Annotated in this window: 14 protein-coding genes; 7 read left to right on the top strand and 7 right to left on the bottom strand. The window is 55.6% G+C overall.

All coding sequences use genetic code 11. The features are described 5' to 3' along the window. Nucleotides 1-74: 74 nt before the first annotated feature. Complete coding sequence (locus QMN93_RS09055; protein ID WP_033144652.1) at nucleotides 75-2,465, top strand: glucose/quinate/shikimate family membrane-bound PQQ-dependent dehydrogenase; 2,391 nt, start codon at nucleotides 75-77, stop codon at nucleotides 2,463-2,465. 104 nt (nucleotides 2,466-2,569) lie between these two features. Here the strand turns inward: QMN93_RS09055 and cueO are convergent, their stop codons facing one another. After that, nucleotides 2,570-4,138 (bottom strand): multicopper oxidase CueO, encoded by a 1,569-nt coding sequence (cueO, locus tag QMN93_RS09050; protein WP_193138850.1) that lies wholly within the window; start codon nucleotides 4,136-4,138, stop codon nucleotides 2,570-2,572. A 145-nt stretch (nucleotides 4,139-4,283) separates the two neighbouring features. Here cueO and QMN93_RS09045 point away from each other — a divergent pair, with 145 nt between their 5' ends. From QMN93_RS09045 to speD, 3 genes are all read left to right on the top strand, one after another. Further along, nucleotides 4,284-4,631 carry a YacC family pilotin-like protein gene (locus QMN93_RS09045; protein ID WP_014882582.1) on the top strand — a complete coding sequence of 116 codons (348 nt, stop codon included), beginning with the start codon at nucleotides 4,284-4,286 and terminating at the stop codon, nucleotides 4,629-4,631. Between the two features lie 116 nt (nucleotides 4,632-4,747). Next, nucleotides 4,748-5,617, top strand: a complete 870-nt coding sequence (gene speE, locus QMN93_RS09040) for a polyamine aminopropyltransferase (protein WP_193138849.1) — start codon at nucleotides 4,748-4,750, stop codon at nucleotides 5,615-5,617. After that, nucleotides 5,618-6,412, top strand: a complete 795-nt coding sequence (gene speD / locus QMN93_RS09035; RefSeq protein ID WP_032649781.1) for an adenosylmethionine decarboxylase — start codon at nucleotides 5,618-5,620, stop codon at nucleotides 6,410-6,412. A gap of 31 nt (nucleotides 6,413-6,443) precedes the next feature. On the opposite strand, the gene yacL is transcribed toward speD, so the two are convergent. Beyond that, on the bottom strand, nucleotides 6,444-6,806 hold the full coding sequence (yacL, locus tag QMN93_RS09030) for a protein YacL (protein WP_193138848.1): 363 nt from the start codon (nucleotides 6,804-6,806) through the stop codon (nucleotides 6,444-6,446). Between the two features lie 190 nt (nucleotides 6,807-6,996). Then, on the bottom strand, nucleotides 6,997-9,594 hold the full coding sequence (acnB, locus tag QMN93_RS09025; RefSeq protein WP_033144650.1) for a bifunctional aconitate hydratase 2/2-methylisocitrate dehydratase: 2,598 nt from the start codon (nucleotides 9,592-9,594) through the stop codon (nucleotides 6,997-6,999). Between the two features lie 399 nt (nucleotides 9,595-9,993). Between acnB and QMN93_RS09020 the strand changes: the two genes are divergently transcribed. Further along, nucleotides 9,994-11,550 carry a DUF3300 domain-containing protein gene (locus QMN93_RS09020; RefSeq protein WP_064673245.1) on the top strand — a complete coding sequence of 519 codons (1,557 nt, stop codon included), beginning with the start codon at nucleotides 9,994-9,996 and terminating at the stop codon, nucleotides 11,548-11,550. A 10-nt stretch (nucleotides 11,551-11,560) separates the two neighbouring features. Next, on the top strand, nucleotides 11,561-12,352 hold the full coding sequence (locus QMN93_RS09015; protein WP_064673268.1) for a DUF2950 family protein: 792 nt from the start codon (nucleotides 11,561-11,563) through the stop codon (nucleotides 12,350-12,352). A 53-nt stretch (nucleotides 12,353-12,405) separates the two neighbouring features. Here the strand turns inward: QMN93_RS09015 and lpdA are convergent, their stop codons facing one another. From lpdA to pdhR, 4 genes are all read right to left on the bottom strand, one after another. Continuing rightward, a complete protein-coding gene (gene lpdA, locus QMN93_RS09010; RefSeq protein WP_003856313.1) occupies nucleotides 12,406-13,830 on the bottom strand; it encodes a dihydrolipoyl dehydrogenase in 1,425 nt (474 codons plus the stop codon). Between the two features lie 175 nt (nucleotides 13,831-14,005). Continuing rightward, on the bottom strand, nucleotides 14,006-15,901 hold the full coding sequence (gene aceF / locus QMN93_RS09005) for a pyruvate dehydrogenase complex dihydrolipoyllysine-residue acetyltransferase (RefSeq protein ID WP_193138847.1): 1,896 nt from the start codon (nucleotides 15,899-15,901) through the stop codon (nucleotides 14,006-14,008). A gap of 14 nt (nucleotides 15,902-15,915) precedes the next feature. Beyond that, the gene (gene aceE, locus QMN93_RS09000; RefSeq protein ID WP_023310418.1) at nucleotides 15,916-18,579 is read right to left on the bottom strand and encodes a pyruvate dehydrogenase (acetyl-transferring), homodimeric type; all 2,664 of its coding nucleotides are present in this window, start codon (nucleotides 18,577-18,579) and stop codon (nucleotides 15,916-15,918) included. 244 nt (nucleotides 18,580-18,823) lie between these two features. Continuing rightward, a complete protein-coding gene (gene pdhR, locus QMN93_RS08995; protein WP_008501960.1) occupies nucleotides 18,824-19,588 on the bottom strand; it encodes a pyruvate dehydrogenase complex transcriptional repressor PdhR in 765 nt (254 codons plus the stop codon). A gap of 263 nt (nucleotides 19,589-19,851) precedes the next feature. Here pdhR and QMN93_RS08990 point away from each other — a divergent pair, with 263 nt between their 5' ends. Then, on the top strand, nucleotides 19,852-20,079 hold the full coding sequence (locus QMN93_RS08990) for a hypothetical protein (RefSeq protein ID WP_080934400.1): 228 nt from the start codon (nucleotides 19,852-19,854) through the stop codon (nucleotides 20,077-20,079). Nucleotides 20,080-20,098 lie beyond the last annotated feature (19 nt).

The raw sequence follows: 20,098 nt of genomic DNA, 5'->3' as shown, positions 1-20,098 counted from the left end.
TTCCGATCACACTTGTTAATACCTATAATTAGTTGCTAGCAAATTATTAACAAAAACTGACGAGTACACTTTCTATGGCTGAAACAAACTCTAAACAGCCGCGTCTACTGGTGACATTAACAGCCGCATTCGCAGCCTTCTGCGCGCTGTATCTGTTAATCGGTGGCGTCTGGCTGGTCGCTTTAGGCGGCTCCTGGTACTACCCGATTGCGGGTCTGGTTATGGTTGGCGTAACCGTCCTGCTGTTGCGTAGAAAACAATCTGCACTGTGGCTGTATGCCGCCCTCCTCCTTGCCACCATGATCTGGGGCGTCTGGGAAGTTGGTTTTGACTTCTGGGCACTGACGCCGCGCAGCGACATCCTGGTCTTCTTCGGTATCTGGCTGATCCTGCCGTTCGTCTGGCGTCGCCTGATTGTGCCGTCCAGCGGTGCGGTGGCGGGCCTGGTTGTTGCCCTGCTGATTACCGGCGGCATTCTGACCTGGGCCGGCTTTAATGACCCGCAGGAGATCAACGGTACGCTGAACGCAGAATCCACGCCTGCTGCGGCTATCTCGCAGGTCGCTGACGGCGACTGGCCAGCGTATGGTCGTAACCAGGAAGGTCAACGTTACTCCCCGCTGAAGCAGATCAACGCGGACAACGTTAAAAACCTGAAGGAAGCCTGGGTATTCCGTACCGGCGACCTGAAGATGCCGAACGATCCGGGCGAGCTGACCAACGAAGTCACGCCGATTAAAGTCGGCAATATGCTCTACCTGTGTACGGCGCACCAGCGTCTGTTCGCGCTCGACGCGGCCACCGGTAAAGAGAAATGGCACTTCGATCCGCAGCTGAATTCCAACCCGTCCTTCCAGCACGTCACCTGCCGCGGCGTCTCTTACCACGAAGCGCGTGCCGATAATGCGAGCCCGGAAGTCATTGCCGACTGTCCTCGCCGCATCATGCTGCCGGTGAACGATGGCCGTCTGTTCGCCATCAATGCCGAAACGGGCAAGCTGTGTGAAACCTTTGCCAACAAAGGGATCCTGAACCTGCAGACCAACATGCCGGACACCACGCCGGGTCTGTATGAGCCAACCTCACCGCCAATCATCACCGATAAAACTATCGTGATTGCCGGTTCGGTAACGGATAACTTCTCCACGCGTGAAACCTCCGGCGTAATCCGTGGTTTCGACGTGAACACCGGTAAACTGCTGTGGGCCTTCGACCCGGGCGCGAAAGATCCCAACGCGATCCCGTCGGACGAGCACACCTTTACCTTTAACTCGCCAAACTCCTGGGCGCCAGCGGCGTATGACGCGAAGCTGGACCTGGTCTATCTGCCAATGGGTGTGACCACGCCAGATATCTGGGGCGGTAACCGCACGCCGGAGCAGGAGCGTTATGCGAGCGCTATCGTGGCGCTGAACGCGACCACCGGCAAGCTGGCGTGGAGCTACCAGACCGTTCACCACGATCTGTGGGATATGGATATGCCGTCCCAGCCGACGCTGGCGGACATTACCGTTGATGGCAAAACCGTTCCGGTGATTTACGCGCCGGCCAAGACGGGCAACATCTTCGTGCTGGATCGCAGCAACGGTAAGCTGGTTGTGCCAGCACCGGAAAAACCGGTTCCGCAGGGCGCGGCGAAAGGCGATTACGTCAGCAAAACCCAGCCGTTCTCTGACCTGAGCTTCCGTCCGAAGAAAGACCTCAGCGGTGCGGACATGTGGGGCGCCACCATGTTTGACCAGCTGGTGTGCCGCGTGATGTTCCACCAGCTGCGCTATGAAGGCATCTTCACGCCGCCGTCTGAGCAGGGCACGCTGGTCTTCCCGGGTAACCTGGGGATGTTCGAGTGGGGCGGGATCTCCGTTGACCCTAACCGTCAGGTGGCGATTGCCAACCCGATGGCGCTGCCGTTCGTTTCCCGCTTGATCCCACGCGGTCCGGGCAACCCAATGGAGCAGCCGAAAGACGCGAAAGGCAGCGGTACCGAAGCCGGCATTCAGCCGCAGTACGGCGTGCCGTTTGGCGTAACGCTGAACCCGTTCCTGTCGCCGTTTGGTCTGCCGTGTAAACAGCCTGCCTGGGGTTATATCTCCGGTCTGGATCTGAAGACTAACCAGATCGTATGGAAAAAACGTATTGGTACGCCACAGGACAGCATGCCGTTCCCGATGCCGGTTCCGGTGCCGTTCAATATGGGTATGCCAATGCTGGGTGGCCCAATCTCCACCGCCGGTAACGTGCTGTTCATCGCGGCAACCGCAGATAACTACCTGCGCGCGTACAACATGACCAACGGTGAAAAACTGTGGCAGGGCCGTCTGCCGGCGGGTGGACAGGCCACGCCGATGACCTATGAAGTGAATGGCAAGCAGTACGTTGTCATCTCAGCGGGTGGTCACGGTTCGTTTGGCACGAAGATGGGCGACTATATCGTCGCGTATGCGTTGCCTGACGAAGGCAAATAAAAGCAAAACGGCAACTTCGGTTGCCGTTTTTGTGTTTGTTCCCTCTCCCTGTGGGAGAGGGTCAGGGTGAGGGCATCAGGCCGCACCTGCGACCACCCGGCATTTTATACCGTGAACCCCAGCATCATCCCCGTATCTTCATGCTCCAGCAGGTGGCAGTGCGCCATATAGGCAAACTCTTTCGGCGCCTCATGGTCAAACTTCACCAGCACCTCGCTGACGCCGCCCTCCACTCTCACCGTATCTTTCCAGCCCGCGCGATGCGCATCCGGCGCTTTGCCGTTCTCTGTAAGAATACGGAACTGAGTGCCGTGGATATGGAACGGATGCAGCATCATGTCCCCTTCGCCTGAAATCACCCAGCGCTCGAGCTGACCTTTTGTCGCTGCAAACATCGGCGTGTTCATGTCGAACGCTTTGCCGTTGATCATGTTGGCGTTGTGGAAATCAAAGCCATGGTCGCCGTGATTCATATTCCCCATGCCGCCCATTTTGCCGTGGTCCATATTCATGTGGCCCATCATCTGGCCGTGCTGCATCCCCGCCATCGCCTTATCGCCATATTTCGCCATCAGCGCCTGCATGCCCATCATATCGAGCATCGGGTTCATTGAGAGCTGCAGCTTGCGCTGCGTAAGCCCCTCCAGCGACGGGAGGGCTGGCAGGGTGGTTAACGTATCAGGCAGCGTGCCGGATGCGGCCACCAGCAGCGGCTGAATACGCAGCACCGGATGCGGATTATCAAACGGTGCGACCGCCATCCCCATCTGGCTCACCGGCAGCGTCACGAGGTCAAACGGCTTACCGTCGCTGATATCCACCAGCACCTCAAAGCGTTCGCCCATGAGCATCGGCAGCTCGCTCACCTTCACCGGCTCCGGCAGCAGGCCGCCGTCGCTGGCTACCACATACAGCGGGCGTTTATCGCTGGCGGCGAAATTCAGCGAGCGCGCGTTACAGCCGTTGAGCAGGCGCAGGCGCAGCCAGCCTTTCGGCGCGGCATGCTGAGGGTAAATGGCGCCGTTGGTCAGCAGCGTGTCGCCAAACCAGCCTACCGCCGCGCTCATCACGTCCAGCTGATAGTCAATTTGCCCGTCAGCGTTGAATTTCTTGTCCTGCACAATCACCGGTACATCGTCGATGCCCCACTGTTTCGGCAGGCGCAGCAGGCGGCTTTCGTCGTCTTCAATCAGCACCAGCCCCGCCAGCCCCATCGCCACCTGATGGCCCGTTTTGCCATGCTGATGCGGATGGAACCAGCAGGTCGCCGCGCGCTGATCGGGCGTAAAGGTGACGCTGCGCGTACCGCCCGCTTTGATGATGCCCTGCGGCCCGCCGTCCACCTCGCCCGGCACTTCCAGCCCGTGCCAGTGCAGCGTCGTCTCTTCGACGAGCGTGTTGTGGATATCCACCGTCACCGCTTTCCCTTTACGTAGCTGAAGCGCCGGACCGAGCAAATTGCCGTTATAGCCCCACGTCGTGGCGTTGTGCTCGCCGAACGTCGTTTTACCGGCCTGAACCACAAGCTGGATACGGCTGCGGGCGTCAGCGGTCAGTAAGTCAGGAATGGGTAAGGCAGGCCTGTCGGCCGCTAAAACCGCGCGGCTCCAGAGAGGTAATGCGCTGGCAGCCCCCAGCACAGCGGAATATTTTAAAAAATCACGACGTTGCATGTTCATTTCCTTATTTCCAGCAGGCGATCTTTTGAGCATAAACCCTCCCCTTACCGGAAGGTCAAGTAAAGCGGCAATAATAAAGATCGTCGCACCGGCATCAAGTATGCTAACGTTAATTTTCCGTGAAGAAGTGGTAGAAGCAATGAAGACGTTTTTCAGGACAATTTTGTTCGGAAGCCTGATGGCAATGTGTGCGAACAGCTATGCGCTAAGTGAAAATGAAGCGGAAGATATGGCCGATTTAACGGCGGTTTTTGTATTCCTGAAAAATGATTGTGGCTACCAGAATTTACCCAACGGGCAGATTCGCCGCGCGCTGGTCTTTTTTGCCCAGCAAAACCAGTGGGATCTCAGCAACTACGACAGCTTCGACATGAAGGCGCTCGGCGAAGACAGCTACCGTGACTTGAGCGGTATTGGTATTCCCACTGCCAAAAAATGCAAAGCGCTGGCTCGCGACTCACTCAGCCTGCTCGCCTACGTCAAATAACCTTCCCGACGCCCCCCTGTTGAACCTATAGCCGTGCAACCACGGTTATAGTTAGCTATCATGTTTCGCTCATTTTTTGTGAGCGTAACGGATGTTAACAAAGGAGGAGTCCGCGTATGGCCGACCACACGTTGTGGCATGAAACACTGCATGACCAGTTTGGTCAGTACTTTGCCGTTGATAACGTGCTCTATCATGAGAAAACCGATCACCAGGATCTCATCATCTTCGAAAACGCCGCCTTTGGCCGCGTGATGGCGCTGGACGGCGTCGTGCAAACGACCGAGCGCGACGAGTTTATCTATCACGAAATGATGACCCACGTTCCGCTGCTGGCGCACGGACACGCGAAGCATGTCCTGATTATCGGCGGCGGCGACGGCGCAATGCTGCGTGAAGTGTCCCGTCATCGTTCCATTGAAACCATCACCATGGTGGAAATCGACGCGGGCGTCGTCTCTTTCTGCCGCCAGTATCTGCCCAACCACAATGCCGGTAGCTATGACGATCCGCGCTTTAGCCTGGTTATTGACGACGGCGTTAACTTTGTTAACCAGACCTCGCAGACCTTTGACGTCATTATCTCCGACTGCACCGACCCAATCGGCCCCGGCGCGTCGCTGTTTACCTCCTCCTTCTACGAAGGCTGCAAGCGCTGCCTGAACCCGGGCGGGATCTTCGTCGCACAAAATGGCGTCTGCTTCCTGCAGCAGGATGAAGCGCTCGACAGCCATCGTAAGCTCAGCACCTATTTCGATGACGTCAGCTTCTATCAGGCGGCCATTCCGACGTACTACGGCGGGATCATGACCTTTGCCTGGGCGACGGATAACGACGTATTACGCCATCTCTCCACCGAAATTATTCAGGCCCGCTTCCATCAGGCCGGTCTTCAGTGCCAATACTACAATCCGGCTATCCATACCGCAGCGTTTGCTCTGCCGCAGTACCTGCAAGACGCATTATCCACTAAGGGGGTGAGCTAATTGAAAAAGCTTAAACTGCATGGCTTTAACAACCTGACGAAAAGCCTGAGTTTTTGTATTTACGATATCTGCTATGCCAAAACAGCGGAAGAACGCGATGGTTACATCGCCTATATCGACGAACTCTACAACGCCAACCGTCTGACCGAGATCCTGTCAGAAACCTGTTCCATTATCGGCGCAAACATCCTGAACATCGCCCGACAGGATTATGAACCTCAGGGCGCCAGCGTGACTATTCTGGTCAGCGAAGAGCCGGTCGACCCGAAGCTTATCGACAAAACTGAACATCCGGGCCCGCTGCCGGAAGTGGTCGTGGCCCACCTGGATAAAAGCCATATCTGCGTGCACACCTACCCGGAGAGTCACCCGGAAGGCGGGCTGTGCACGTTCCGCGCCGATATTGAAGTGTCGACCTGCGGCGTGATTTCCCCGCTGAACGCGCTGAACTATTTAATCCACCAGCTGGAATCGGACATCGTCACCATTGATTATCGCGTGCGTGGTTTTACCCGCGATATCAACGGCATGAAGCATTTCATCGACCACGAGATTAACTCCATCCAGAACTTTATGTCCGAGGACATGAAATCGCTGTACGACATGATGGACGTGAACGTGTATCAGGAAAATATCTTCCATACCAAGATGTTACTTAAGGAATTCGACCTTAAGCACTATATGTTCCACACGAAGCCGGAAGATTTGAGCGAAGAAGAGCGTAAGGCGATTACTGACCTGCTCTGGAAAGAGATGCGCGAGATTTACTACGGCCGCAATATTCCGGCCGTGTAAAAGCAAGCCGGAGCAGGGATGCTCCGGGCTGTTATTTCTGTTTCATAAAGTCGCGGTAGGCATTTACCACCTGAAGGAAATCCTCTACGCCGCACATCGACAGGCTTTCTTCGTCATAGTAGCTCATCCCATCTTCCATCTCGTCACCTGAAAACTCGAGCTGGTTGGCACGCACCATGACCTCTTCACCGTCCATCCACAGCGTATATTCATGCCCGGCGCGCTGCCAGGATCGTTCACTGCCTTTCACCGTATTTGCCGCCTGTTCAACCTCATCAAGAAGTGCGAGATTTTCTTTCACCTCTTCGTTAAACCAGTGTCCAACGGCTTCGTGGCCCATCGACATACGCACTTTCACCACTCCGGTGATGTCGCGCAGAAATTCGTAATCCATAGTGTTTTCCTCTGCAAAGCCATTACGGTAATTATCGCAGCAGCGAGGAAGAAAAAAAGCGGGAGAGGTGGGAGGAATGAAAATAAAAAGGTGAGAGCAAGACCCTGCGGCCTGATGCCCTCACCCCGTCCCTCTCCCACGGGAGAGGGTGCAAACACTAAAAACCGTCTCATGGAGACGGTTTTGCTGTTTATACCGCCGTCTGGAAGATAACCCCGTCGGCCTTCTCGGTGTACTGAGAAAGCTGGTCGAAGTTCAGATAGCGATAGGTATCCACCGCGGTCTTATCCACCTGAGCCACAAAGGTCTGGTACTCTTCCGGCGTTGGCAGTTTGCCAATCAGCGCCGCAACCGCCGCCAGCTCCGCAGAGGCCAGGAAGACGTTCGCACCGGTACCTAAACGGTTCGGGAAGTTACGGGTAGAGGTGGAAACCACCGTCGCACCGTCGGCTACGCGCGCCTGGTTGCCCATACACAGGGAACAGCCAGGGATTTCGATACGCGCACCGCTCTTACCAAACACGCTGTAGTAGCCCTCTTCGGTCAGCTGTGCCGCGTCCATACGGGTTGGCGGCGCCACCCACAGACGGGTTGGCAGCTGGCCTTTGTGGGTATCCAGCAGCTTACCGGCAGCACGGAAGTGACCGATGTTGGTCATACAGGATCCGATGAACACTTCGTCGATCTTCTCGCCCTGAACCTCAGACAGCGGACGCGCGTCGTCAGGATCGTTCGGTGCACACAGGATTGGCTCTTTGATATCCGCCAGATCGATGTCGATCACCGCCGCGTACTCTGCGTCAGCATCGGCTTCCAGCAGCTGCGGATCGGCCAGCCATTTTTCCATGCCCTGGATACGACGCTCCAGCGTACGACGGTCGCCGTAGCCTTCTGCAATCATCCACTTCAGCAGCACGATGTTGGAGGTCAGATACTCAATAATCGGCTCTTTGTTCAGCTTGATGGTACAGCCAGCCGCAGAGCGCTCGGCGGAAGCATCGGTCAGCTCGAACGCCTGCTCCACTTTCAGATCCGGCAGACCTTCAATTTCCAGAATGCGGCCAGAGAAGATGTTTTTCTTCCCTTTCTTCTCAACGGTCAGCAGGCCCTGTTTAATCGCATACAGCGGGATCGCGTGAACCAGGTCGCGCAGGGTGATACCCGGCTGCATTTTACCTTTGAAGCGCACCAGCACCGATTCCGGCATATCCAGCGGCATCACGCCGGTCGCAGCAGCAAACGCCACCAGACCGGAGCCCGCCGGGAAGGAGATACCGATTGGGAAACGGGTATGGGAGTCACCGCCGGTACCGACGGTATCCGGCAGCAGCATGCGGTTCAGCCAGGAGTGGATTACGCCGTCACCCGGACGCAGGGAAACGCCGCCGCGGTTCATGATGAAGTCTGGCAGCGTGTGGTGCGTGGTCACGTCAACCGGCTTCGGATAGGCCGCCGTGTGGCAGAAGGACTGCATCACCAGATCAGAAGAGAAGCCCAGGCACGCCAGGTCTTTCAGTTCGTCACGGGTCATTGGGCCAGTGGTGTCCTGAGAGCCCACGGAGGTCATCTTAGGCTCGCAGTACGCGCCAGGACGAATACCGGCTACGCCGCACGCGCGCCCCACCATTTTCTGTGCCAGAGAATAACCGCGGTTGCTTTCAGCAACGTCTTTCGCCTGACGGAACACGTCTGAGTGCGGCAGCCCCAGCGCTTCGCGCGCTTTGGTGGTCAGGCCACGGCCGATGATCAGCGGGATACGGCCACCGGCGCGCACTTCGTCGATCAGCACGTCGGTTTTCAGCTCGAAGCTTGCCAGCAGCTCGTTGGTCTCGTGGTTGCGTACTTCGCCTTTGTACGGGTAAACGTCAATCACGTCGCCCATGTTCAGGTTAGAAACGTCCACTTCGATCGGCAGTGCGCCCGCATCTTCCATGGTGTTGAAGAAGATTGGCGCAATTTTGCCGCCGAGGCACAGGCCGCCGCCGCGCTTGTTCGGCACGTGCGGAATGTCGTCGCCCATGAACCACAGCACGGAGTTGGTTGCGGACTTACGGGAAGAACCGGTACCCACAACGTCACCCACATAGGCCAGCGGGAACCCTTTTTTCTGCAGGGCTTCGATCTGTTTGATCGGGCCGACGCTGCCCGGCTGATCCGGCTCAATACCTTCACGGGCGTTTTTCAGCATCGCCAGGGCGTGCAGAGGGATATCCGGGCGAGACCACGCGTCCGGTGCCGGAGAGAGGTCATCGGTGTTGGTTTCACCGGTCACTTTAAAGACGGTAACGGTGATTTTTTCAGCCAGCGCTGGGCGGTTCAGGAACCATTCGGCATCAGCCCAGGACTGCATCACCTGCTTCGCATAGACGTTGCCTGCTTTGGCTTTTTCTTCTACGTCGTAGAAGTTATCGAACATCAGCAGCGTGGACGAGAGCGCTTTAGCGGCAATCGGTGCCAGCTTGTCGTTATCCAGCGCGTCAATCAGCGGATGAATGTTGTAACCACCCTGCATGGTGCCGAGCAGTTCAATGGCTTTTTCAGGAGTAACCAGTGGGGAGGTGGCTTCGCCTTTGGCGATAGCAGCAAGGAATCCGGCTTTTACGTAGGCAGCTTCATCTACGCCAGGCGGTACGCGGTTGATCAGCAGATCTAACAGGAATTCTTCTTCGCCCTTAGGCGGGTTCTTCAGCAGCTCGACGAGCGCGGCCATTTGGGTTGCATCTAAAGGTTTGGGTACAATTCCCTCGGCGGCACGTTCTGCTACGTGCTTACGGTATTCTTCTAGCACGACGGTTCTCCTCGCTCTCATTGTCATATGCGGCGGGCGTTCTCTTCACGCTCCTGTGAGACAGCAGTTTGTAGGGTAAATGCCCGATACCGCGTCGGGCAGCATAGCAGGATTTCTGCACAGTGTTAATCCGTTTACAAAAAAGCAACATTAAAAAATTTGCTGAATCGTTAAGCATGGTGTAGCGGGGATTCAGGGCATCTTTTTGCGGTATCTTCTGCACCGTGACGCTTCAGTTTTTTCTTCATCAGATATAATTGTGTAATAAATACTCACACTCTTTATCCGGACGTCCCGGACGCTTCCCAATAAAAGTCAAAACAGTAAAAGACGGGTGAATAATACTCACGCCAACCGTAACGCCTCACGGCACAGCGTTTGTCTCGTTGGAGTCATTTTATGAAGTTGCCCTTTAAGCCACATCTGCTCGTCCTTCTGTGCAGTGCCGGGCTGTTTGCCGCCTCGGGCGTCATGTTTGTCAAAGGCCGCGCCACGGAGCCCGCTGCGCCGACTCCCGTCGCACAACAACCGGCTGCACCAGCGCCTGCCGCAGCCCAGCCTGCACCTGTTGTCGCGCCAGCCTACACTGCCGCGCAAATCGATCAATGGGTTGCTCCCATCGCGCTCTACCCGGATGCCCTGCTGTCGCAAATTTTAATGGCGTCGACCTATCCGGCCAACGTGATCCAGGCGGCGCAGTGGTCCAAAGACAACCCTAAAATGGAAGGGGATGCCGCGATTCAGGCCGTTGCCAGCCAGCCCTGGGATCCCAGCGTAAAATCGCTGGTCGCGTTTCCTCAGCTTATGTCCCTGATGGGTGAAAACCCGCCGTGGGTACAAAATCTGGGTGATGCGTTTCTCGCGCAGCCGAAGGACGTGATGGATTCCGTACAGCGCCTGCGCGCGCTGGCGCAGAAGACCGGCGCTTTACAATCCACGCCCCAGCAGACGGTCACCACCGTGACTAAACCGGCGCCAGCGAAAACCAGCACCGCCGAGGCGACGACCGCCACGACGTCCGCGCCCGCCCCAACGGTAATCAAAATTGAATCTGCCGATCCGCAGGTTGTTTACGTCCCGACCTATAACCCCAATACGGTTTATGGGACCTGGCCAAACGCCGCTTATCCGCCCACCTATCTCCCGCCTACGCCCGGGGAGCAGTTTGGCAACAGCTTCGTAAACGGTTTAGGCTTCAGCCTGGGCGTCGCCACAACCTATGCCATCTTCAGCAACATCGACTGGGATGATGACGATGACTGGGATCATCACCATGGCGACTGGGATAATCACGGCGGCTATAACCGCAACGGCGATAACAATATCAATATCAACGTTGAGAACTTCAATAAAATCAGCGGACAGCGCCTGACGGACACCAACCGCACCTGGCAGCACAACCCGGCCTATCGGGAAGGCGTGCCCTATCCGACTAACCAGCTCAACACTCGCTTCCACTCCACCAACGCGGCGACAGGGCTCAGCTCAACGCAGCAAAAACCGGTTAACCGCGATAGCCAGCGTCAGGCCGCGCTAAGCCAGATGGAGAAATCCACGGGTAAAACCTTCCCCCAAACGGCGCGCTCCGGAACGAAAGACGTGCAGCGTCAGGCCTCAGGTGAACAGCTGAAGCAGATTTCACAGCGCAATAACTACCGCGGCTACGACACTAAACCGCAGACGGCGAAGCGGAGCACCGCGCAGCAGCGAGAAAATCGCCAGACCAACGCGCAGAGACAAGAGAAGCGGGCTTCGCAGCCCGCGCAGCAACGCTCTCTCCAGCAGCGAAGCAGCCAGCCCCGGGCCAATGCGCTGAGCGGTAACGACAGCCGCTCGGCGAACTGGCAGGCGCAGCAGCAGCGCGGTGCGCAAAGCAGACAGCTCGCTGCGCGCCAGCAGCAGCCACGTCAGGCGTCTGGTGGACGTGCTGAACGCCGTGAAATTCGACATCGCTAAGGGAACCGACATGAAACGTAAACTACTCAGCGGAATGGTGTTATTTATGCTTTCGGCCTCGGTGATGGCGCAGCAGTCTTTTAGCACACCCGCTCAGGCAACCGATGCGCTGACCAAAGCCATCCGTGAGCAAAACGAGAGCGCGATGACCAACCTGCTTGGAGAGAACTGGCGCGATTTTCTGCCGCCTGAGGGCGTTGATCCGGATGCTGTCGATCGCTTCCTGCGCGACTGGAACGTCCGTCATACCACGGTTGTCGAAGGAGATACGGCACACCTGGTTGTCGGAGACAGCGGCTGGCAGCTTCCCATCCCGGTGATCAAAACCTCGGCAGGCTGGCAGTTCGACATCAAAGAAGGGGCAGAAGAGATCCTGACCCGCGAAATCGGGCGTAACGAGCTCGCCGCCATTGAAGCCTTACATGCCTATGTTGATGCGCAGCAAAGCTATTTTGCGATGAACCAGAAATACGCGCAGAAGATTGTCAGCTCGAAAGGCAAAAAAGACGGTTTGTACTGGCCAGCCTCGCCCGGCGAAGCGCCCAGCCCGCTCGGCCCGGCATTTAGCCCGAAAGAGCCGGGTACCGGCTATCACGGCTATCGCTTCCGCATCCTGCCGGATAATCACGGTTTCGCGATGGTGGCCTGGCCGGTCAGCTACGGTCAGACGGGCGTCATGAGCTTTGTGATAAACCAGGACGACAAGGTGTACCAGTCCGATCTCGGCAGCGATTCAGAGCAGAAAGCCCGGGCGCTAGCCGCCTATAGCCCTGATAAAACCTGGCAGCCTGTGGCCCCCTGAACGCAGCGCATAAAAAAAGCGGCCATTGGCCGCTTTTTTTCATCTGAAGAAACTTATTTCTTCTTCGCTTTCGCGTTTGGCAGGTCAGTGATGCTGCCTTCAAACACTTCTGCCGCCAGGCCCACGGACTCGTGCAGAGTCGGGTGAGCGTGGATGGTCAGCGCGATGTCTTCAGCGTCACAGCCCATTTCGATAGCCAGACCGATTTCACCCAGCAGCTCGCCGCCGTTGGTACCGACAATCGCACCACCGATGACGCGGTGAGTCTCTTTGTCGAAGATCAGTTTGGTCATACCGTCAGCGCAGTCGGACGCGATAGCACGGCCAGAAGCAGCCCACGGGAAGGTGGCGGTTTCGTAGCTGATGCCTTTCTCTTTCGCTTCTTTCTCAGTCAGACCGACCCATGCCACTTCTGGCTCGGTGTACGCGATAGATGGAATGACTTTCGGATCGAAGTAGTGCTTCATGCCGGCGATAACTTCAGCGGCAACGTGACCTTCGTGGACACCTTTGTGCGCCAGCATTGGCTGACCGACGATATCGCCGATAGCAAAGATGTGCGGCACGTTAGTGCGCAGCTGCTTGTCAACGCGGATAAAGCCACGGTCGTCCACTTCCACGCCAGCTTTGCCCGCGTCGAGGTTTTTACCGTTCGGCACACGGCCGATAGCCACCAGCACGGCGTCGTAACGCTGTGGTTCGGATGGGGCTTTTTTGCCTTCCATGGAAACGTAAATACCGTCTTCTTTCGCTTCAACGGCAGTCACTTTGGTTTCCAGCATCAGGTTGAATTTCTTGCTGATGCGTTTGGTGAAGACTTTAACGATGTCTTTGTCGGCAGCCGGGATAACCTGGTCGAACATTTCAACCACGTCGATCTCTGAACCCAGCGCATGGTACACGGTACCCATTTCCAGACCGATGATACCGCCGCCCATGACCAGCAGACGCTTAGGAACGGTTTTCAGCTCCAGCGCATCGGTGGAATCCCACACGCGTGGATCTTCATGCGGAATGAATGGCAGTTCGATTGGGCGAGAGCCTGCCGCGATGATCGCGTTGTCGAAGTTGATCACGGTTTTGCCGTTTTCGCCTTCCACTTCCAGGGTGTTCGCACCGGTGAATTTACCCAGACCGTTTACCACTTTCACTTTACGGCCTTTGGCCATACCCGCCAGACCGCCGGTCAGCTGAGTGATAACTTTCTCTTTCCAGGTACGAATTTTGTCGATATCGGTTTTCGGCTCGCCGAAGACGATACCGTGTTCAGCCAGCGCTTTGGCTTCTTCGATAACTTTCGCTACGTGCAGCAGCGCTTTAGAAGGGATACAGCCGACGTTCAGACAAACACCGCCGAGGGTGCTGTAACGTTCTACGATGACGGTTTCCAGACCTAAATCCGCTGCACGGAATGCTGCGGAGTAACCTGCCGGGCCTGCCCCAAGTACTACGACCTGAGTTTTGATTTCTGTGCTCATCATGACCTCTTAATTTATACCCGTCGTCCACCGGGTCGTTCTATCCGCCCGCAGTTTACAAAATTGTTAACAATTTTGAAACAACAAACGGCTCACGAATTGTCGCTTTCGCCAATAACCTCACAAACACCATGAGATTATCAGAAAAAAGCCGGCCGACTGGCCGGCTTTTCGATTACATCACCAGGCGGCGAATGTCGCTCAGCATGTTGTTGATGATGGTGATGAAGCGCGCACCATCAGCACCGTCGATCACGCGGTGGTCGAAGGAAAGAGAGATTGGCATCATCAGACGCGGCACGAACTCTTTGCCATTCCACACCGGCTCCATCGCGGACTTGGACACACCGAGGATAGCCACTTCCGGCGCGTTAACGATCGGCGCGAAGTGGGTGGTACCCAGGCCGCCGATGCTGGAGATAGTGAAGCAGCCGCCCTGCATTTCGCCGGCAGTCAGCTTACCATCACGCGCTTTCTTGGAGATCACGGTCAGTTCACGGGACAGCTCAGTGATGCTCTTCTTGTTCACGTCTTTGAAGACCGGAACAACCAGACCATTTGGCGTATCAACAGCAACACCGATATTGATGTATTTCTTCAGCGTCAGCTTCTGGCCGTCTTCGGACAGGGAGCTGTTGAAGCGTGGCATCTGCTCAAGGGCAGCGGCAACGGCTTTCATGATGAAGACCACTGGGGTGAATTTCACGTCCAGTTTGCGCTTCTCAGCTTCAGCGTTCTGCTGTTTACGGAACGCTTCCAGATCGGTGATATCGGTTTTGTCGAAGTGCGTAACGTGCGGGATCATCACCCAGTTACGGCTCAGGTTAGCACCAGAGATTTTCTGGATGCGGCCCAGCTCCACTTCTTCGATTTCGCCGAACTTGCTGAAGTCCACTTTCGGCCATGGCAGCATGCCCGGGATACCGCCACCGGCGGCTGCAGCTGGTGCAGCTTCGGCGCGTTTCACCGCGTCTTTCACGTAGGTCTGAACGTCTTCGCGCAGGATACGACCCTTACGGCCGGTTCCTTTCACTTTCGCCAGGTTCACACCGAATTCGCGCGCCAGGCGACGAATCAGTGGGGTAGCGTGGACGTAAGCGTCGTTTTCAGCGAACTCAGATTTTTCTACTTTAGCAGCAGGGGCAGCGGCTGGTTTAGCAGCCTGAGCCGGTGCAGCAGCCGGTGCTGGAGCAGCCGCGGCAGCCGGAGCTGCGGCAGGCGCAGCGCCTTCCACTTCGAAGACCATGATCAGAGAGCCGGTAGACACTTTGTCGCCGGTGCTGATCTTAATCTCTTTAACGGTACCCGCGAACGGCGCTGGCACTTCCATAGAAGCTTTGTCGCCTTCAACGGTGATCAGTGACTGTTCAGCGGCAACTTTGTCGCCCACTTTCACCATCACTTCGGTCACTTCAACTTCGTCACCGCCGATGTCCGGTACGTTAACGTCTTTCGCGCCGCCAGCAGCTGCTGGTGCAGCAGCCGGAGCCGGAGCAGCGGCCTGCGCAGGCGCTGCAGCAGGTGCAGCACCCGCCACTTCGAAGACCATGATCAGGGAGCCGGTAGACACTTTGTCGCCGGTGTTGATCTTGATCTCTTTAACGGTACCCGCGAACGGAGCCGGCACTTCCATAGAGGCTTTGTCGCCTTCTACGGTGATCAGTGACTGCTCGGCCGCAACGGTGTCGCCCACTTTCACCAGGATTTCAGTGACTTCAACTTCGTCACCGCCGATGTCAGGCACGTTCACTTCTTTCGCGCTCGCGGCAGCTGCTGGAGCAGCGGCGGCCGGAGCGGCTTTCTTCTCTTCCTGCGCAGGTGCAGCAGCTGCTGCACCGTCGGCGGAATCGAAAATCATGATCAGTTTGCCGGTCTCGGTTTTATCGCCAACAGAGACTTTGATCTCTTTAACGATGCCAGCCTGAGGAGACGGGACTTCCATAGAGGCTTTGTCGCCTTCTACGGTGATCAGCGACTGTTCAGCTTCAACTTTGTCGCCTACTTTGACCAGGATCTCGGTGATTTCAACTTCATCAGCCCCGATGTCCGGTACATTGATTTCGATAGCCATTATTCTTTTACCTCTTACGCCAGACGCGGGTTAACTTTTTCTGCATCGATGTTGAATTTGGTGATTGCGTCCGCAACCACTTTCTTATCGATTTCGCCACGTTTAGCCAGTTCGCCCAGTGCTGCTACAACCACGTAAGAAGCATCAACTTCGAAGTGGTGACGCAGGTTTTCGCGGCTGTCAGAACGACCGAAGCCGTCAGTACCCAGAACGCGATAATCATCAGCTGGAACGTAAGTACGAACCTGCTCAGCGAACAGTTTCATATAGTCAGTAGACGCCACCGCTGGCGCATCGTTCATCACCTGAGCGATGTACGGAACGCGTGGAGTTTCCAGTGGGTGCAGCATGTTCCAGCGCTCACAATCCTGGCCATCACGCGCCAGTTCAGTGAAGGAGGTCACAGAGTACACGTCGGAACCCACGCCGTAGTCTTTCGCCAGGATCTGCGCTGCTTCACGTACGTGACGCAGGATAGAGCCGGAGCCCAGCAGCTGAACTTTACCTTTGCTACCTTCGATGGTTTCGAGTTTGTAGATACCTTTACGGATACCTTCCTCGGCACCTGCTGGCATTGCCGGCATGTGGTAGTTTTCGTTCAGGGTGGTGATGTAGTAGTAAATGTTCTCTTGCGCTTCACCGTACATGCGCTGCAGACCGTCATGCATGATGACTGCCACTTCGTACGCGTAAGACGGATCGTAAGAGATACAGTTAGGGATCGTCAGAGACTGAATGTGGCTGTGGCCATCTTCGTGCTGCAGACCTTCACCGTTCAGAGTCGTACGACCGGAGGTACCGCCTACCAGGAAGCCGCGAGCCTGCTGGTCGCCTGCCTGCCAGCACAGGTCACCGATACGCTGGAACCCGAACATGGAGTAGTAGATGTAGAACGGGATCATCGGCAGGTTGTTGGTGCTGTAAGAGGTCGCAGCAGCCAGCCAGGATGCGCCTGCGCCCAGCTCGTTGATACCTTCCTGCAGGATCTGACCTTTCTCGTCTTCTTTGTAGTATGCAACCTGCTCACGGTCCTGCGGGGTGTACTGCTGGCCGTTCGGGCTGTAGATACCGATCTGACGGAACAGACCTTCCATACCGAAAGTACGCGCTTCGTCAGCGATGATTGGAACCAGACGATCTTTGATCGACTTGTTCTTCAGCATCACGTTCAGGGCACGAACGAAAGCGATAGTGGTGGAGATCTCTTTGTTCTGCTCTTCCAGCAGCTGAGAGAAGTCTTCCAGCGCTGGCAGTTCCAGCTTCTCGGTGAAGTTAGGCTGACGAGCTGGCAGGTAGCCTTTCAGCGCCTGACGACGTTCGTGCAGGTACTTGTGCTCTTCAGAACCTTCCGGGAAGGTGATGTAAGACAGGTTTTCTACCTGCTCATCGGTCACTGGAACGTTGAAACGGTCGCGGATATAACGCACGCCGTCCATGTTCATTTTCTTAACCTGGTGAGCGATGTTTTTACCTTCTGCGGTATCACCCATGCCGTAACCTTTAATGGTATGGGCCAGGATTACAGTCGCTTTACCTTTGGTTTCACGCGCTTTTTTCAGTGCAGCGTAGACTTTCTTCGGATCGTGACCACCGCGGTTCAGAGCCCAGATCTGCTCATCAGTCCAGTCAGCAACCAGTGCTGCGGTTTCAGGGTATTTGCCGAAGAAGTGCTCACGAACGTAGGCACCGTCTTTGGATTTGAAGGTCTGGTAGTCACCGTCAACGGTTTCGTTCATCAGCTGGATCAGCTTACCGCTGGTGTCTTTACGCAGCAGCTCATCCCAACGACCGCCCCACATGACTTTGATCACGTTCCAGCCAGCACCAGCGAAGATGCCTTCCAGTTCGTTGATGATCTTGCCGTTACCGGTTACCGGACCATCCAGACGCTGCAGGTTACAGTTGATGATGAAGCACAGGTTGTCCAGCTTCTCACGGGTTGCGATGGTGATCGCACCTTTGGATTCTGGCTCATCCATTTCGCCGTCGCCCAGGAAGGCGTAAACGGTCTGCTCAGAGGTGTCTTTCAGACCACGGTGTTCCAGGTATTTCAGGAATTTAGCCTGATAGATCGCACCGATTGGGCCCAGACCCATAGATACGGTCGGGAACTGCCAGAATTCAGGCATCAGTTTAGGGTGCGGGTAAGAAGACAGACCTTTACCGTGTACTTCCTGACGGAAGTTGTTCATCTGCTCTTCAGTCAGACGACCTTCCAGGAATGCACGTGCATAGATGCCCGGAGAGATGTGGCCCTGGAAGTACACCAGATCGCCGCCGTCTTTCTCGTTCGCTGCACGGAAGAAGTGGTTGAAGCACACTTCGTAAACGGTTGCAGAAGACTGGAAGGACGCCATGTGGCCACCCAGTTCCAGGTCTTTCTTGGATGCGCGCAGAACGGTCATGATGGCGTTCCAGCGGATTGCAGAACGGATACGACGTTCCAGATCCAGATTGCCCGGGTATTCCGGTTCGTCTTCGACGGCAATCGTGTTTACGTAGTTGCTAGCCCCTGCACCTGAAGCAACCTTCACACCGCCTTTGCGGGCTTCAGAAAGCAGCTGATCAATCAGATACTGAGCGCGCTCAACACCTTCTTCACGGATGACCGATTCGATCGCCTGTAGCCAGTCGCGAGTTTCGATCGGATCCACGTCATTTTGGAGACGTTCTGACATGGGGGTATTCCTTATCTATCTAATACGTTGATTTGTCTGGAACCTGTCCCATTGTGCTCTTTGTTCTTAATATTTCGGGTTATCTCTTTGTTGGCTGCGCTTTCTCACCCCGGTCACATAGTTCGCTATGCTCCCGGGGATTCGCGCGCTTGCCGCCGCGATATAACCCGAACTATTTGAACAACCAAAAGCACAATAAGACAGGTTCTGCGTTTAGTTGCCGCGCTCTAAAAGTACCTGGCGCTTAATCCTTTCGTTGCTGTATGCGGCGTAATGAACGTTCGCGACGCGATTGTTCACGGCTGCGGTCCAGCAAGATTTCCTCAATGAAAGCCAGATGTCGGTGCGACGCTTCGCGCGCCTGCTCCGGTTCCCCGGCCATTATCGCCTCGAATACTCGGGTGCGATGGTTGCTTACCAGTGGGAGCATGTCCCGACGGGCATACAACAATTCAAAATTCTGACGAACGTTCTGGGCCAGCATCGGCTCCATGCAGCGTAGCAGATGGAGGAGCACCACGTTGTGGGCCGCTTCGGTGACGGCGATTTGATACTGGACGACGGCGCTGGACTCGGCGTCTAGATCGCCGGACTGCTGTGCCCGTTCAATGGCCTGATGCAGTTCGCGGATACGCACGCGATCTTCATCAGTGCTGCGAAGGGCGGCGTAATAGGCCGCAATACCTTCAAGCGCGTGACGGGTCTCAAGCAGGTCAAACTGGGATTCTGGGTGGTCAGAGAGAAGTTCTACCAGCGGATCGCTGAAGCTCTGCCACAGGCTGTTTTGCACAAAGGTTCCGCCGCCCTGGCGACGAAGCAGCAAGCCCTTTGCTTCGAGACGTTGAATCGCCTCACGCAGAGAGGGACGTGAAACGTCGAACTGTTTTGCCAGCTCGCGTTCTGGCGGAAGTTTCTCACCCGGGCGCAGAGTCCCTTCGAGGATTAAAAACTCCAGCTGCTGCTCAATCACATCAGATAGTTTTGGTTGGCGAATTTTACTGTAGGCCATATTCCCTGTCTTACGCCTTTTTGCCCGGAGTCAATTGGTCTTACCAATTTCTATTTCGTATCGCTAAAGTAACAAAGTATTCACCTTCTGTCCATATTGGTTTTGATTGAAATCAGTAAACCCTGCACATTTTAACAACCTTACAGAAATAACGTTTCAGAAATGTAACTTTGCACAAATGAGTTGATTACTCCCAAAGAGGGAGTTTTAACCATAATGAAACGAGGGTTTTTGCAATCTGAAGCGATTCAACAAGGCAAATAATGAAAATTCGCCCACTTACGGAGCATTTCTATTCTATAGGTTGGGTTAGGAAGAATGAGCGGGCCGATTTACAAATGCTTTCTTTTTATTCAAGTCGTCATCACCCCTTCATAAAGCAGGTGCATTCGCAGGCGCTTACCACTATTCTTGCGCTTACGGAAGTCATGTCCGCTTTTTTCGGTCTCGTTAACCGTAAAGAAATAAATACAGAATATGGATTTTCATAATTACACACGCACAGCGTGA

The sequence above is a fragment of the Enterobacter sp. R-1.6.2 genome, assembly GCF_035064085.1.
GTDB classification, from domain to species: Bacteria; Pseudomonadota; Gammaproteobacteria; order Enterobacterales; family Enterobacteriaceae; genus Enterobacter; species Enterobacter asburiae_B.
Note: the sequence above shows the minus strand (reverse complement) of the source record. Positions and strands in the feature narration are given on the sequence as shown.

What these genes read in the sequence shown, in the direction of transcription:
- speE (WP_193138849.1), top strand. Translation starts at nt 4,748, where the DNA reads ATGGCCGACCACACGTTGTGGCATGAAACACTGCATGACCAGTTTGGT.
- cueO (WP_193138850.1), bottom strand. Translation starts at nt 4,138, where the DNA reads ATGCAACGTCGTGATTTTTTAAAATATTCCGCTGTGCTGGGGGCTGCC.
- QMN93_RS08990 (WP_080934400.1), top strand. Translation starts at nt 19,852, where the DNA reads ATGAAAATTCGCCCACTTACGGAGCATTTCTATTCTATAGGTTGGGTT.
- aceF (WP_193138847.1), bottom strand. Translation starts at nt 15,901, where the DNA reads ATGGCTATCGAAATCAATGTACCGGACATCGGGGCTGATGAAGTTGAA.
- pdhR (WP_008501960.1), bottom strand. Translation starts at nt 19,588, where the DNA reads ATGGCCTACAGTAAAATTCGCCAACCAAAACTATCTGATGTGATTGAG.
- lpdA (WP_003856313.1), bottom strand. Translation starts at nt 13,830, where the DNA reads ATGAGCACAGAAATCAAAACTCAGGTCGTAGTACTTGGGGCAGGCCCG.
- QMN93_RS09015 (WP_064673268.1), top strand. Translation starts at nt 11,561, where the DNA reads ATGAAACGTAAACTACTCAGCGGAATGGTGTTATTTATGCTTTCGGCC.
- QMN93_RS09020 (WP_064673245.1), top strand. Translation starts at nt 9,994, where the DNA reads ATGAAGTTGCCCTTTAAGCCACATCTGCTCGTCCTTCTGTGCAGTGCC.
- QMN93_RS09045 (WP_014882582.1), top strand. Translation starts at nt 4,284, where the DNA reads ATGAAGACGTTTTTCAGGACAATTTTGTTCGGAAGCCTGATGGCAATG.
- QMN93_RS09055 (WP_033144652.1), top strand. Translation starts at nt 75, where the DNA reads ATGGCTGAAACAAACTCTAAACAGCCGCGTCTACTGGTGACATTAACA.
- yacL (WP_193138848.1), bottom strand. Translation starts at nt 6,806, where the DNA reads ATGGATTACGAATTTCTGCGCGACATCACCGGAGTGGTGAAAGTGCGT.
- aceE (WP_023310418.1), bottom strand. Translation starts at nt 18,579, where the DNA reads ATGTCAGAACGTCTCCAAAATGACGTGGATCCGATCGAAACTCGCGAC.